Annotated in this window: 16 protein-coding genes; 7 read left to right on the forward strand and 9 right to left on the reverse strand. The window is 61.9% G+C overall.

The genetic code is table 11. From position 1 onward, the window contains the following. Positions 1 to 243: 243 nt before the first annotated feature. Together ACIPO9_RS02580 and earP are read right to left on the reverse strand one after the other, a co-directional pair. The gene (locus ACIPO9_RS02580) at positions 244 to 813 is read right to left on the reverse strand and encodes an elongation factor P (RefSeq protein WP_274132254.1); all 570 of its coding nucleotides are present in this window, start codon (positions 811 to 813) and stop codon (positions 244 to 246) included. 87 nt (positions 814 to 900) lie between these two features. After that, positions 901 to 2,034, reverse strand: a complete 1,134-nt coding sequence (gene earP / locus ACIPO9_RS02585; RefSeq protein WP_400778704.1) for an elongation factor P maturation arginine rhamnosyltransferase EarP — start codon at positions 2,032 to 2,034, stop codon at positions 901 to 903. A gap of 123 nt (positions 2,035 to 2,157) precedes the next feature. Between earP and ACIPO9_RS02590 the strand changes: the two genes are divergently transcribed. The 4 genes from ACIPO9_RS02590 to ACIPO9_RS02605 all read left to right on the forward strand — a co-directional run bounded on the left by ACIPO9_RS02590 (position 2,158) and on the right by ACIPO9_RS02605 (position 4,020). Next, positions 2,158 to 2,553, forward strand: coding sequence for a hypothetical protein (locus tag ACIPO9_RS02590; protein WP_274132258.1), 396 nt, complete (start codon positions 2,158 to 2,160; stop codon positions 2,551 to 2,553). A 23-nt stretch (positions 2,554 to 2,576) separates the two neighbouring features. Continuing rightward, a complete protein-coding gene (locus ACIPO9_RS02595) occupies positions 2,577 to 3,059 on the forward strand; it encodes a transcription elongation factor GreAB (RefSeq protein ID WP_400778706.1) in 483 nt (160 codons plus the stop codon). Positions 3,060 to 3,179: 120 nt separating this feature from the next. Beyond that, entirely contained in the window at positions 3,180 to 3,386 is a 207-nt protein-coding gene (locus ACIPO9_RS02600; protein ID WP_274132262.1) for a hypothetical protein, read from the forward strand. Between the two features lie 91 nt (positions 3,387 to 3,477). Then, on the forward strand, positions 3,478 to 4,020 hold the full coding sequence (locus ACIPO9_RS02605) for a DUF1003 domain-containing protein (RefSeq protein WP_400778708.1): 543 nt from the start codon (positions 3,478 to 3,480) through the stop codon (positions 4,018 to 4,020). Positions 4,021 to 4,129: 109 nt separating this feature from the next. Here ACIPO9_RS02605 and ACIPO9_RS02610 read toward each other — a convergent pair whose 3' ends face one another. Next, entirely contained in the window at positions 4,130 to 4,543 is a 414-nt protein-coding gene (locus tag ACIPO9_RS02610; protein WP_274132264.1) for a YciI family protein, read from the reverse strand. Positions 4,544 to 4,777: 234 nt separating this feature from the next. Between ACIPO9_RS02610 and ACIPO9_RS02615 the strand changes: the two genes are divergently transcribed. Continuing rightward, positions 4,778 to 5,317 (forward strand): PaaI family thioesterase, encoded by a 540-nt coding sequence (locus tag ACIPO9_RS02615; protein ID WP_400604110.1) that lies wholly within the window; start codon positions 4,778 to 4,780, stop codon positions 5,315 to 5,317. 115 nt (positions 5,318 to 5,432) lie between these two features. Here the strand turns inward: ACIPO9_RS02615 and ACIPO9_RS02620 are convergent, their stop codons facing one another. Continuing rightward, positions 5,433 to 6,638, reverse strand: a complete 1,206-nt coding sequence (locus tag ACIPO9_RS02620; RefSeq protein ID WP_274132267.1) for an NAD(P)/FAD-dependent oxidoreductase — start codon at positions 6,636 to 6,638, stop codon at positions 5,433 to 5,435. Positions 6,639 to 6,716: 78 nt separating this feature from the next. Continuing rightward, positions 6,717 to 6,878 (reverse strand): hypothetical protein, encoded by a 162-nt coding sequence (locus ACIPO9_RS02625; RefSeq protein ID WP_400778710.1) that lies wholly within the window; start codon positions 6,876 to 6,878, stop codon positions 6,717 to 6,719. A gap of 71 nt (positions 6,879 to 6,949) precedes the next feature. Between ACIPO9_RS02625 and ACIPO9_RS02630 the strand changes: the two genes are divergently transcribed. Then, complete coding sequence (locus tag ACIPO9_RS02630) at positions 6,950 to 7,507, forward strand: RrF2 family transcriptional regulator (protein WP_400778712.1); 558 nt, start codon at positions 6,950 to 6,952, stop codon at positions 7,505 to 7,507. A gap of 216 nt (positions 7,508 to 7,723) precedes the next feature. Here ACIPO9_RS02630 and ACIPO9_RS02635 read toward each other — a convergent pair whose 3' ends face one another. Further along, a complete protein-coding gene (locus tag ACIPO9_RS02635; RefSeq protein ID WP_400604116.1) occupies positions 7,724 to 8,068 on the reverse strand; it encodes a DUF202 domain-containing protein in 345 nt (114 codons plus the stop codon). Beyond that, complete coding sequence (locus ACIPO9_RS02640) at positions 8,065 to 8,469, reverse strand: YidH family protein (RefSeq protein ID WP_274132271.1); 405 nt, start codon at positions 8,467 to 8,469, stop codon at positions 8,065 to 8,067. The genes ACIPO9_RS02635 and ACIPO9_RS02640 overlap by 4 nt, the downstream gene beginning before the upstream one ends. Before the next feature lie 353 nt (positions 8,470 to 8,822). Here ACIPO9_RS02640 and ACIPO9_RS02645 point away from each other — a divergent pair, with 353 nt between their 5' ends. Next, positions 8,823 to 10,331: a diguanylate cyclase gene (locus ACIPO9_RS02645; RefSeq protein ID WP_400778714.1), complete on the forward strand. Its 1,509-nt coding sequence runs from the start codon at positions 8,823 to 8,825 to the stop codon at positions 10,329 to 10,331. Here ACIPO9_RS02645 and ACIPO9_RS02650 read toward each other — a convergent pair. Both ACIPO9_RS02650 and ACIPO9_RS02655 read right to left on the reverse strand, forming a co-directional pair. Beyond that, the gene (locus tag ACIPO9_RS02650) at positions 10,316 to 11,098 is read right to left on the reverse strand and encodes a DeoR/GlpR family DNA-binding transcription regulator (RefSeq protein ID WP_400778716.1); all 783 of its coding nucleotides are present in this window, start codon (positions 11,096 to 11,098) and stop codon (positions 10,316 to 10,318) included. The genes ACIPO9_RS02645 and ACIPO9_RS02650 overlap by 16 nt on opposite strands. 479 nt (positions 11,099 to 11,577) lie before the next feature. Further along, positions 11,578 to 12,519 (reverse strand): diguanylate cyclase domain-containing protein, encoded by a 942-nt coding sequence (locus ACIPO9_RS02655; RefSeq protein WP_400778717.1) that lies wholly within the window; start codon positions 12,517 to 12,519, stop codon positions 11,578 to 11,580. Between the last annotated feature and the right edge of the window lie 234 nt (positions 12,520 to 12,753).

Raw genomic sequence — 12,753 nt, forward strand, 5'->3', positions numbered from 1 at the left:
TGGGCGGGCGTGCGGCGGGCGGCCCCCTCCTCGCCCTGCCTTATTCCCCGGCCCGGGGGCGGGGGGGGCCCCCCCCCCCGCGGGGGCCCCCCCCCCCCCCGCGCCCCCCCCCCCCCCGCGACGGCGTACCGACAAGCAGCAAACATATGCAGGGAAAGTCCCATGAACTGGTAACCCCCGCCCACAAAAAAGCCCGACTCAATGGTCGGGCTTTTTCGTATCCGGCGTTACAAAAAGCAGTGCTTACTTCGCACGGCCTTTGTACGAACCGCCTTCACGGGTGTCGATCTCGATCATGTCGTCGATTTCGATGAAGTCGGCTACTTGCAGCTCGGTGCCGTTAGCCAGCTTGGCAGGCTTCATGACCTTGCCCGAAGTGTCGCCGCGAGCGGAACCTTCGGTGTAGTCAACGCGACGCACGATGGTGGTCGGCAGCTCTACGGAAACCAGACGGCCTTCGAAGAAAACGGCTTCGCAGACGTCGGTCATGCCTTCTTCGATGAATGGCAGAACGCTTTCGATGTCTTCGGCGTTCAGCTCGTACATGGTGTAGTCGGTGGTGTCCATGAACGTGTAGGAGTCACCGCTGATGAAAGACAGGGTGGCTTCTTTGCGATCCAGGATCACGTCGTCCAGCTTGTCGTCGGCGAAGTAGACGGTTTCAGTCTTGTAGCCGGTCAGCAGGTTCTTCAGCTTGGTCTTCATGATCGCGCTGTTACGACCCGACTTGGTGAATTCAGCTTTCTGAACCAGCCAAGGATCGTTGTCGATACGGATCACGGTGCCGGGTTTAAGCTCTTTACCAGTTTTCATTACGAGTATCCGAATTTGGATTGAAGTTCTTTCTAAGCCCTGTACGAAAAGCCACTTTTCGTACAGGGCTTAATACAAGGCCGCGTATCATATCCAATTTCGGTAAAACGTTACCAGCGCAGTCGTCAGATCATCTTGCAAGGCCTGTTCCAGACACCAGCGCTCGGCGTGCCCTGCAAGCTCCTGGCGATGGTGTTGCAGGGTGTTCCAGCTTTCGGCCATGTCCTGCCCGGCGTTCCACGCACGCCAGACCTGGGTCAGTGCCTGCCCCGCCGCCTCGGACAACCCCGCCAGATACAGTTCCAGAAACGCATCGAGCTTGGCCCAGTGGGCGTCATCGTCCTGCTCATAGATGTGCCAGATGAACGGCCGGCCCGCCCATTGCGCCCGCACGAACGAGTCTTCGCCGCGCACCACGTTGAATGCGCAGCACCACAGCAAGAGGTCGTACTGCTCCTGGCGGACGAAAGGCAGCACCTGAATCGTCAGGTTGTCGCGCACATGCAGCGCCCCAGCGTTCAACCCCTCGACACCCAGCCAGCGCTGCACGTCACCGATGATGCGGCCTTCGGGCACCAGAAGATGAGTGGCCCGCCCGGCCTGGGCCAGACTGTCCAGCCATGACCCCAGCCCTGCGTGCTCATAGGCAAACAGCGAAACAAGCTGCGCGCCGGGCTGTGGATAAACGCCCAACTGCGCCAGAAACGCCTGTTGCGCCGCCGGGTCCTGCTCGAATGCGTGACGGCGCGCGATCAGCCCGGCCTCGCGCAGAAGCCCGCCCGTGGTCGGACGAAACCCCGGAAAGAAAAAGAATTTCTGGATGCCGCTCGATTGCAGCGACGGCAGGCCGTGACAACCGGTGACCCACTCCTCGGCGCTGAGGTAATCCAGGTTCAGCCACAGCGGCTTGGGGTTGCGGGCCTTCATCGCTTCGATCTGCGCAGGCGGCAGATGGCAGCCAAAGGCTTCGATCACCACATCGGCAGGCTCCACTGCCTGCCAGTCTGCGGGCCAGAAACACACATTGACGCCCTCGCGCCACTGTTGACGGGCCTCAGCGTCCGCGCCAGGGCACAGACGGGCGAACGCCGACAGATCGTCGATCCACAGGCGCACGTCCATGCCGTGCTCTGCCACCAACTGGCGCGCCAGGCGAAAAGTCACGCCGACGTCGCCAAAGTTATCCACAACCGTGCAGAAAATATCCCAAGAGGCTTTCATCCCGGCTCCTCGAGACTGTTCAAAAAAGCGGATTGTCCTTCATTCCGGCGCACAATCACCACCCCCGATCATGCGACAATTGCAGCCCGAGTCGACCTCATATGCGCAAGTAGGGAGTCTGCCATGTACGTCAACCATCGCGAATTGTCCGTCACGCTGCGTCCTCTGAAGCTGGTGCTGTCCATTGCCGCGGGTATCTGGCTGGGGTTTCTCGCCGTCGCGCTCACCGGCTGGCTGATCTACCGGCTGCTGCCTGCCGAGCAGACGCAGGCCGTGAGCAACGCAGCCACGCAATTGACTGCGCCGCCTGCGGCAAAAGCCAAACCTGAAAGCGACAACCCGATGTTCGACCAGTACCGGCAGATCCTGCGAGACAGTGAAGCCCGCCAGGCGCAGGAGGCCGAACAGGCCGAGCGCCAACGCAGCTTCAATGGCCCCAAATGCCAGTTCTGGATGCAGCAGAACCAGACCGCGCCGAGCGAAAAGAGCCGCGCCGCCATTTATCAGTACTGCGGCTGAACCGCGAGAGACAAGCAAGCCCTATGAACAAGCAACAGGTCCTGCAACGGATCGTCGAAAAGCTGGAAATCGACCTGGAGGTCGCGATTCGCGCCGCACAAACGGCCTACGAAACCGCGACCCACGAAGAAAACATCGCCGAAAACAAGTACGACACCCTCGGGCTGGAGGCGTCGTACCTGGCCGCCGGGCAGGCGCGTCGGGTCGAGGAAATCCGTCTGGCGCTGGCGGCCTACCGCAGCCTGGTGCTCAAGCCCTTCGACGACCAGCGCGGCATTCAGCCCGGTGACCTGATCAGCCTGGAATCGGAAAACGGCGTTCAACAGACGCTGTTTTTGGGCCCCGATGCGGCTGGCCTCAAGGTCAGCCTGGACCAGACCCTGGTGACGGTGATCACCGCCAAGGCGCCACTGGGGCAGAATCTGCTGGGCAAGTTCGACGGCGATGAGCTGGAAATCACCGTCAATGGCAGCCGCCAATCCTTCGAGATCATCCAGATCGCATGAGCCATCGATCGCTCGCGGGGTTGAAGGGTCCGACCTGTTGTGAGTATGGTGGGCCGTCGCACGATAAACGGCGACACCGGCACAGGGAGCCGGGTATGGACCCCATCAAGGAGATTTTTCATGACGAACGTCATCACCTTTCCTGACGCCCATGAACGAGATCGCCTCAAGTCCAGTGGCCTCCAAGGGGTGAGATACCTGAACAAGAAAGAGCGGCAACTGATCGACAACCTGCGCCTGACCAGCCACGCGGGGCGGCAGTACGTCTACGACTACGCCAATATCATGTACCGCTCCAAGCCCCTGTATCCGGACCCGCTGGACTGACACCCGGCGGCTCGTTCCACCGGCGTTCAGTGCACAGAGCCCTGGAGGCGGCCTATAGTGGGCGGATGTTTCTGCCCTCAGGAAAGCCTCCATGTCTGCCACGCCATCCTCCGCCGACCCGGGCCAGTCCCCGACCGATCATCACCTGCGTTTCCACAAGGGCCACGCGCACCTGGGGCCGACCTTCGGCACTGACGCCTTTGCGCTGAAAGCCGAAGCCTTTGCGCGGTTCTTCGGCACGCCTACCTTTTTGGGGGCGCAGACGCTGATCGTGCTCCTCTGGGTGGGGGCGAACATGACGGGGTTGGTGACCTTCGACGTCTACCCGTTCATCCTGCTCAACCTGGCGTTCAGCCTGCAATCGGCCTACGCCGCGCCGCTGATTCTGCTGGCGCAGACCCGTCAGGCCGCCCGCGACAAGGCCAGTTCCGACGCCGACGCCCAGCACCGCGAAGCACTGGCCGTCGCCAACGAAGAACGCATGGCCCGCGCCGCGCAGAACACTGCACAGATGCTCGAACTGCTGGAGCAGAACACTCGCCTGACGGAGATGACCAAGGTGCTGACCGAACGCGTCGAGGCGCTGACAGCGGACATGCACAAGCATTTTGTGAAGAAGGATGGGCATGTGTGAGGCCCCGCCCTCGTAGCAGCACGGCTTGCCGGCGGGAGCGTTGTGTCAGGCGGCGCATTTTTCTCTGATGCACCGCTCCCGCCGGCAAGCCGTGCTGCTACGGGACAGTTCAGGGCTTGTCCTGGTGCATCTCGTTGAACCCCGCCGCTGCTTGCTGAATGTCCGGCGTAAAATCATCGAAGCTCATCACCTGACGCACTTCGACGGTTTCATTGTCCCCCGCCGGGCAGCGTTTCGCCCAGTCGATGGCGGCTTCAAGGGACGGCAATTCAAGCATCCAGTAGCCACCCAGCACTTCGCTGACGCCCGGAAACGGCGCCTGGATTACCTGTGCCTGGCCCTTGTCGAACGTGACGCGGGCGCCCATGGTCGGCGGATGCAGGCCGTCGAGGGTCAGCAGCACCCCGGCCTGCTGCAAGGATTCGTTGTATTTCATCATCCGCTCCACGGCGTCAGCCTCGGGCAGGGTGCCAGGGGCTGCGGTTTCGTATCCCTTGGGGATCATCAGCATCATGAATCGCATGGTCGGCGTCCTTCTGTAGAGGGTTCCCCGAACACCATAGTCCAGGGTTTCGAACAGTAGTCGAACCACGGACGTGCAAATCGACACTTGATGTGTCGCACCAGACAAAAACCTGCCGGGCGCTTTTGCCACTGTTGGACATTTTTGATATTGCGGTCGACATCAAGCAGCGGGATTATGACCGTAATTTTTCTCATCCGACATTCCGCCGGATGCGTCCCGGAGCGTACGCCCATGCAAAGCACCTCTCGCGAAGAAACCCTGGCCCTCTGGCAAGCACAGGAAAAGGAAATGCGTGCCCGGCTGGGCAAGGCTGGCAGCATGAACCTGATGGAGGTGGCGCAGTTGACGCCGGAGGAGTTCTTCAACGGTATCGGCAGCGGGCTCTACCCTCACCCGCCAATCGGCGAACTGATGGACTTCGTGCCGATCCAGTGGACGCCCGGCTCCTTCATCTTTCAGGGCACTCCCGGCCCGCAGCATTACAACCCGCTGGGCATCGTGCACGGCGGATACGCCGCCACCCTGCTCGACTCCTGCATGGGCTGTTCAGTCCACACCCGCCTGAAGAAAGGCCAGGGCTACACCACCCTGGATTTGCGCATCAGCTACATCCGCGCCCTGACCGACAAGAGCGGCCCGATCCGCGCCGAGGGCACCGTGGTGCATGTCGGCCGCTCGACCGCGCTGGCCGAAGGCAAGATCTACGACGCCGAGGGACGGTTGTTCGCGACCGGTACCACCACCTGCATGATTCTGGATATGAATCGTTGAGCGTGTGATGGGTTCGACGTAGCAGCCCGGCCGGGGAACGTTCCGCTTGCCGGCGGGGGCGTCCTTGAGATCGCCCCGCCGGCAAGCCGTGCTGCTACGTGTTTGATGTGTCAGATTATGCGACCACAGGAATCAACGGGTCCGCCGCAGCCAGCGCGGCCTCACGTTCGGCCACTGGCGGGTAGATCCACACCGAGTTGATCTGCTGCTTGAGTTGCTTGGCTTCTTCCTTGATCAGCTTGACCTGGCGATCCCAGCCTTCGGTGTACACCGCGCCCCAGGCGCCGAGATCCAGGCAGGTGACGTATTTCACCTGGCTGTACGGAATCGGCGCTTCGCCCAGCAGGTCGGCGGCGACGTTGTTGCCGGCCGAGCGGCCCAGCGCGATGGCGTGCTGGCAGGTCATCAGGGCGAAGTTGCCTTCATCGTCGGTGGCGGCGTAGGCGGTGTCGCCGGTGGCGAAGATGTCGGCCTGGCCGATGACTTTCAGGTTGCGGTCAACGTGCAGGCGGCCTGCGGCATCGCGCTCGCCGGGGATCTGCTCGGTCAGGGAGCTGGCGCGCACGCCAACGGTCCACACCACGGTCTTGGCATCGATGCGACGCCCGTCCGCCAGGGTCACGCCATTGGCATCCACGGCGGCGACAGACGCATCGACGACCCATTCCACGCCCAGCGCCTCGGTGGCTTCGACGATGGCCGGGCTGATGTTCGCGCCCAGTGCAGCGCCGACCTTCTCGCCACGGTCAACGATGATGACGCGCACTTTGGCATCCGCCCCCAGGGCTTCACGCAGGCGCGCAGGCATTTCGGTCGCTGTTTCGATGCCGGTGAAGCCGCCGCCCGCCACCACGACTGTGTTGCGCATCGCCGACTCAGGCTGCTGGGCCAACGACTTGATGTGCTGCTCAAGGCGAGTCGCCTCGTTCATGTGGTCAACGTCGAATGCATGTTCGACCCCAGGCACGGAAGCCGGGCGCACGACACGGCTGCCGGTGGCCAGAACCAGTTTGTCGTAGTTGATCGAGGTCTGGACGCCGTTGGCATCGGTGTAGCCCACCTTTTTGCCGGCCACGTCGATGGTGTCAGCCATGCCCTTGATGAAGTTCACGCCAACGGCATCGAACAACGGACCCAGCGGCGACTGCATCTGATGCACTTGCTGCTCGTAGTAACGCGGACGTACGCCCAGCACCGCTTCAGGCGCCAGCACCGTGACTTCGACGTCGTGGCGCTGATGCATGTCCAGCAAACGGGTGGAACTCAGGGCACTCCACATGCCGCCAAAACCCGCGCCGACAATCAGAATCTGCTTTTTCATCGTGTGCTCCAAATAACAAAAGGACGTTTCAGGTGTATGCGGGTCGGAGTTGGCGACCGCCTCAAGACAACTACGACTCTATTGATCGGAGTTTATTTCGGCAAGCACTTTTTTCAGGTGTAACTCCAGATTCACGTCCTGCATCTTTATAAATACGTTGTTAATCAATAGATTATGAAGAAACACCGACCGTCGACCTGGCGCAGGAACAGGTTTGCCGCCGCTGCCACTGATCGCCATGACTCAGCGTTCCTTGCGATGAACTGCGCAAATTGTTAGCTTTTGCACGATCAATTCAGTCGGAGATCGACATGTCTCTCTACAGTGCCGGTGTCGAATACGGCATTCACTGCCTGCTGTACCTGGTCGATGAACGCGGCGACAGCCGCGAAGCCAGCGTGCGCGACCTGGCAGATCTGCAAGGTGTGCCTCAGGAATACCTGGCCAAGGTGTTCACCAAACTGGCCAAGGCCAGGCTGGTGGTTGCCACTGAAGGGGTGCGCGGCGGATTTCGGCTGGGACGGCCCTCGGACGAAATCACCCTGCTGGACATCGTCACGGCGATTGACGGGCGCAAGCTGATTTTCGATTGCCGGGACATTCGTGGCCGTTGCGCAGTTTTCGACGGCTGCGCGCCCGAGTGGGCAACCGAAGGGATGTGCGGGATAAACGCCGCCATGATGACCGCGCAGAAGCGCATGGAAGATGCCCTGGCGCAGCAGACCATCCTCGACCTTGCGCGGCGCACCGGCCGCAAGGCACCGCCGGAATTCGGCGCACAGGTCGCCGATTGGCTGAGCGAACGCAAGGAGAGCCGCGCAGGGGCTGCGGCAGAGGGGCAAACCATCGCAACCGATCGCCAGCCCTGAACCGTAGGAGCGCGCTTGCCCGCGATGGCGGCGTGTCTGTCAATCATGCACCGCCTGACACACCGCAGTCGCGGGCAAGCGCGCTCCTACAGGCGTTGGGGTTGGGGTTGGCGTTCGCGTTCGCGTTCGCGTTCGCGTTGGCGTTGGCGTTGGCGGTTGCGGTTGCGGTTGCGGTTGCGGGCGGATTGGGGTTGCGGTTGCGTCGTGCGGCGTTTCTTAGCCGAACACCACCGCATAGATTCCCACCCCACTGAGCACGATCACCGTCGCGCCCAGCACCACCACTTCGCGCAAGGGAGCGGGGATGCGCTCCTGCTTCAGGCCTTTGGCGCTCTTGCGATAGCGCGCGTTGAGGCCGATCTGGATCAGGATCCCGGCCATCAGCGAGAACACGATGGGCAGCAAGGCAATCAGCCCGAAGTGTGGAATCCAGCGCAGGAAAATCGTGCACACCACCAGCAGCGTCATCAGCGTACGCCGCCAGGCCAGCAAGGTGCGTTCCGGCTGCAGGCCGGGGTCGTCGTGCCCCAGCGTGGCAGGCGCCTGGGCGCGGCGGCTCACGACGCGCCGTAGATCAGAAAGACGATCAGCCCCGCCGCCACCAGCGCACCGCCCAGCGAGAGGATCGGCACCAGCACCGGCAATGGCAGCGGCTTGCGCACACGCATGGCCCGCTCGACCTTCAGCCATCTGATGCAGGCGCTGGCGCTGACCAGCATGGCCAGCACCAGCAAGGACAACGCCACCGCACGGCGCAGCCCCGGGCTGAACACATCGCCGGTGAAGGCTTCTACCGCAATGCCGCCCGCCAGGAACGCCAGCGCCGTGCGAATCCAGGCCAGGAAGGTTCGCTCGTTGGCCAGGGTGAAGCGAGGATCAGGCTCGCAACCCGGCCCCAGCAAGGATGCGGAAATACGATCGCGATCAGGGGAAGGCGCCTTGCCAGGTTCCGGAGAATTCATGTCGCACCGAGGTCGGGTAGATAGGCCAATGATACCGGTCATGGGGATGAAAGGCCCGCATCGGCAGCGACATTGGTGTGTCAGTGGCCGCACCTGTGCCCTGCTCCACGCAGGCATTTTCACTGAACAACCCGGCGAGCCTCCTTCATCTGACAAGATTCGACAATTTTCCCTTCAAAATCCCGTACTTGTCCTACGCTGTGATTCTATGATCGCTGTTGCGATACCCATGGCCACGAACCGCGAGGCGTTCGTCCCGTGGGCGGGTCTGAAGTCATGTTCGTCAGCGAGGGCGGGGATTGAGACAGGTAGAAGGGACGGACCTGGACGCAAGGAGCAGGCGCCTCAAGCGCATGCCGGTGCTTTGGCTTGCCGGTTTTTTCACCGTGCTGGTGTGTTTTTCCATTACCAGTATCACGCTGTGGCAATTGCGCCAGACGCGCATCCACGAGCTGGAACTGGCCGACACCAATGTTGCCAACCTGTCGCGCTCGATGGCGCAGCAGGCCCAGGACACCTTTGATCAGGCTGACATTCCGGTGGCGGGCATCGTCGAGCGTCTGTCCTATGACGGCTTCGGCGCGGCCACCAGTTCACGCATGCATGAATTCCTGCGGGCCACGGCCGGCAGCGTCGAACAGATCCAGGGCCTGTTCATCTACGACAAGGACGGCAACTGGGCGGCCACCTCGATGAACCGCATGCCGGAAAACGCCAACAACGCAGATCGCGAATATTTCCAGTTCCACAAGACCATCGACAGCACCCTGCCCCACATCGGCCACGCCCTGCGCAGCCGCACCACCGGCGACTGGATCATCCCGATTTCCCGACGGGTCAATGACTCTGCCGGCAACTTCGCAGGAGTGGTGCTGGCAACCATCGAACTTGCGTATTTCGACCGCTTCTTCGACCGCTTCAGCATTGGCCAGCGGGGCGTGATTACCCTGGCCATGGCCGACGGCATCGTGCTGGCCCGTCGTCCGGCGATCGATAACGTGCGAGGCGCGTCCATCGCCGACGGTGAGCTGTTTCGCAAATACCTGAAGGAAAACTACGAAGGCACCGCGACCGTGCGCTCGGTGCTGGACCACGAGCTGCGCCTGTACGGCTACAAGCGCCTGGACCGCTACCCGCTGGTGGTGCTGGCGGGGCTCTCGGAGGACGAAGTGCTGGAGGAATGGCGTCAGTACGCCTGGCGTTCGCTGGCGATCATCGTCTGCGTGGTAGTGGCCAACCTGCTGTTCGGGGTGTTGTTGTTCCAGCAGATCCGTTTCGGCCTCAATGCCGAATCGCAATTGCGCATCGCCAGTCACTCGCTGGAAAAACTCGCCTTGCAGGACAGCCTGACGGGCCTGGCCAACCGCCGCCATTTCCAGGAAATCCTCGGGCTGGAGTTCGCCAACGGCCAGGCCAATCTGCACCCGCTGAGCCTGATCATGATCGACATCGATTTCTTCAAAAGCTACAACGACAACTATGGCCACGTGGCCGGCGACAAGTGCATCGTCGCGGTGGCCGAGTGCGTGCGCAGCAACCTCAACCGCACCGGTGACCTGGCGGTGCGCTATGGCGGCGAAGAAATGGCCGTGTTCCTGCCCTACAGCGATGCCCAGGGCGCGTTCCTGCTGGCCGAGAAGATTCGTCTGTCAGTGCTGACCCGCGCCCTGGAACATCAGGGCAATCCTGTGGGCATCGTCAGCATCAGCCTGGGGGTCTACGGCTGCGCGGCCCACGAGTGCACCAGCCTGGAGGAATTCGTCGAACGGGCCGACGCCGCGCTCTATCTGGCCAAGCATGACGGGCGCAACCGCACGGAAATCTGGCAGGGCAGCAGCGTGGTGGCTCACTCGCTGGCTTGAGCCTTGACGATCTGCGCGACCTGGCCGCGAAACAGCTCCAGCCGGTCAGACGGCGCGTCGTGCTCGACCACCAGCGTGCCGACCTCGTCGCAGGGCGCGACCTGATAGTGCGCGATGCTGGAAAGCTTCTCGTTGATCACCGCCACCATCACCTGCCCGCTGCGCGCCACCACGGCGCGCTTGAACTCGGCCACGTCCATGTCGAACGCAGTGACGCCCTTGACCGCATCCAGCGCGCAGGCGCCCAGAAAGCACAGGTCGAAATTGAAGTGGGTCAGTTGCGAAATGGTGGTGAAACCATAGGTGCTGCCCGCCACCGGGCTCAGTCGCCCACCCAGCAGGATCACCTCCACTTGCGGCAGTTTCATCAACTCCACGGCGATCACCGGGGAATTGGTGGTGATTGTCAGAGCCATCTGCGGATCGAGGGCGCGGGCAATCGCAAGGTTGGTCGAGCCGCCATCGATGAACACGTGCTGACCGGCACCGATCAGGCCCGCCGCCGCCACACCCAATGCGCGTTTGCGTCCAGGTTCGTGCTCGATGCGTACAGTCAACGGCCCGTCGCTGGCCAGGGAAATGGCCCCACCGTACACCCGCTTGCACAACCCGGCCGACGCCAGCGTGCCCAGGTCACGGCGGATGGAATGCTCGGAGACGTTGAATTCAGCGGCCAGCTCTGCAGCGATCACCCGGCCATGAACGGCCAGACGCTCGGTAATCAGACGCTGACGCTCGCCGGGAAAGGCTTCGGGATTGGCAGACATAATGGCCTCGGTATCACGCTGGATCGCTCATGAACGAGCAGGATCATGCGTGGGTAACGACGCCAGTGTCAAACATGACGGCAATGCGAGCCAAAGAACCAGACTGGAAGAGGTGTAGCCAAACGGGTGGGGACCAGAGGCGCACGACCGTGACACCCCTGGTCTTTCTCGGCGGTCTCAAGGTGGCTATTCCTCCTCTTCTTCCTCGTCGTCCACAAGCGTGAACCATGGTTTGAGTTCGCTCAGCTCGAAATTGCCTGACTCCGCTCTGGCTCTCCCGATACGGGGATAGTCAACAGGTTTGAAGGACACGGACGAGTCCAGGATTTCTGCGCTCGTCGATACTACGGATCTGTCAGTCATGTTTGAGCCTCCCTGTCCAAAAAAGATGTGCGCAAGGGCGCCGGGAGACTATAGACCAGCTTCAGAAACCATTCGTCGATTTGCGACCCGCCGGTCACAAACCGCTAATACCCCGCTCAGAACTCGCCGTACTCGGCGCGCATGCGACCGTTGCGCTTGACCCGATAGAGCAACGCATCGACCTTCTCGATGAACGCCACCGCGCTATCGCCCGCCGCCGGCGTGACAGTCCCCACGCCCAGGCTCAGGGTGAGCAGCGGCGACACGTCGGATTTTTCGTGGGGGATCTGCTGCTGTCGAACCAGTTGCATGCATTTCTCGGCCACCCGGTGCGCCTTGTCCCGAGAGGTGTGCGGCAGCAGCCAGACGAACTCTTCGCCGCCGATACGGGCAATGAAATCCCCGGGTTCGTTCGCCGCCAGCGACAGCGTCTTGGCCACGGTGCGCAGTGCTTCATCGCCCTTGATGTGGCCGTAGTGGTCGTTGTACTGCTTGAAGTAGTCGATATCCATCATGATCAACGACAGCGGCTGATGGGTTTCCTGGGCGCTGGCCCACTCGCGTTCGAGCACGGTGTCGAACATGCGCCGGTTGGCGATGCCGGTCAGGCCGTCCTGATAGGAAAACGCCTCAAGCTGCTTCTGCAGGCGCACCAGGTGCTCTTCGGTCTTCTTGCGCTCGCTGATGTCGAACATGAAGCCGACCAGCGCCTCGACCTCGCCGTTCTTGCGCACCACATGCACCACATCGCGAATCCATACGTAGTCGCCATCCTTGGTCAGGGCGCGGTAATCGGCCTCGTGATCGACGCCGGCCTTGGACTGCGACACGCAGAAGTTGACCACGTAATCGCGATCATCTGGATGCATGCGCTCGACCCAGTCGTTGATCCCGACCCAACTGCCCTGCTCCCAGCCCAGCAACTGTTCGATCTGCGGGCCGATGTAGCTGAACGTCATGCTCTGCCAATCAATCCGCCAGGGAATCGCCCGGGTCGATTCGAGCAAGGTTTTGTAGACGTCGCTGTCGGTGCCTGGCGGCAGGGATTCATTGCTCATGATCGACCACGGTTCCGGGGAAAAGGGGGTGACAGCATGTGGCCACTATCGACGATAGGCAACGTCCGGATCATGACCTCGCGACACTTTCCAGACGACTGGTCAAACCCCAGCTATAAATCATCGATCAATTCCGTAGCAGTCCGGCTTGCCGGCGTCGGCATTTTCGACGGGACGGCCGCCGGCAAGCCGGACTGCTACGGGTGCCTCCATGAGGATTGAACGAGACCAGCC

This window comes from Pseudomonas sp. NPDC090203, assembly GCF_044746765.1.
GTDB lineage: Bacteria > Pseudomonadota > Gammaproteobacteria > Pseudomonadales > Pseudomonadaceae > Aquipseudomonas > Aquipseudomonas putida_AD.

What these genes read in the sequence shown, in the direction of transcription:
- ACIPO9_RS02580 (WP_274132254.1), bottom strand. Translation starts at nt 813, where the DNA reads ATGAAAACTGGTAAAGAGCTTAAACCCGGCACCGTGATCCGTATCGAC.
- earP (WP_400778704.1), bottom strand. Translation starts at nt 2,034, where the DNA reads ATGAAAGCCTCTTGGGATATTTTCTGCACGGTTGTGGATAACTTTGGC.
- ACIPO9_RS02590 (WP_274132258.1), top strand. Translation starts at nt 2,158, where the DNA reads ATGTACGTCAACCATCGCGAATTGTCCGTCACGCTGCGTCCTCTGAAG.
- ACIPO9_RS02595 (WP_400778706.1), top strand. Translation starts at nt 2,577, where the DNA reads ATGAACAAGCAACAGGTCCTGCAACGGATCGTCGAAAAGCTGGAAATC.
- ACIPO9_RS02600 (WP_274132262.1), top strand. Translation starts at nt 3,180, where the DNA reads ATGACGAACGTCATCACCTTTCCTGACGCCCATGAACGAGATCGCCTC.
- ACIPO9_RS02605 (WP_400778708.1), top strand. Translation starts at nt 3,478, where the DNA reads ATGTCTGCCACGCCATCCTCCGCCGACCCGGGCCAGTCCCCGACCGAT.
- ACIPO9_RS02610 (WP_274132264.1), bottom strand. Translation starts at nt 4,543, where the DNA reads ATGCGATTCATGATGCTGATGATCCCCAAGGGATACGAAACCGCAGCC.
- ACIPO9_RS02615 (WP_400604110.1), top strand. Translation starts at nt 4,778, where the DNA reads ATGCAAAGCACCTCTCGCGAAGAAACCCTGGCCCTCTGGCAAGCACAG.
- ACIPO9_RS02620 (WP_274132267.1), bottom strand. Translation starts at nt 6,638, where the DNA reads ATGAAAAAGCAGATTCTGATTGTCGGCGCGGGTTTTGGCGGCATGTGG.
- ACIPO9_RS02625 (WP_400778710.1), bottom strand. Translation starts at nt 6,878, where the DNA reads ATGGCGATCAGTGGCAGCGGCGGCAAACCTGTTCCTGCGCCAGGTCGA.
- ACIPO9_RS02630 (WP_400778712.1), top strand. Translation starts at nt 6,950, where the DNA reads ATGTCTCTCTACAGTGCCGGTGTCGAATACGGCATTCACTGCCTGCTG.
- ACIPO9_RS02640 (WP_274132271.1), bottom strand. Translation starts at nt 8,469, where the DNA reads ATGAATTCTCCGGAACCTGGCAAGGCGCCTTCCCCTGATCGCGATCGT.
- ACIPO9_RS02645 (WP_400778714.1), top strand. Translation starts at nt 8,823, where the DNA reads ATGCCGGTGCTTTGGCTTGCCGGTTTTTTCACCGTGCTGGTGTGTTTT.
- ACIPO9_RS02650 (WP_400778716.1), bottom strand. Translation starts at nt 11,098, where the DNA reads ATGTCTGCCAATCCCGAAGCCTTTCCCGGCGAGCGTCAGCGTCTGATT.
- ACIPO9_RS02655 (WP_400778717.1), bottom strand. Translation starts at nt 12,519, where the DNA reads ATGAGCAATGAATCCCTGCCGCCAGGCACCGACAGCGACGTCTACAAA.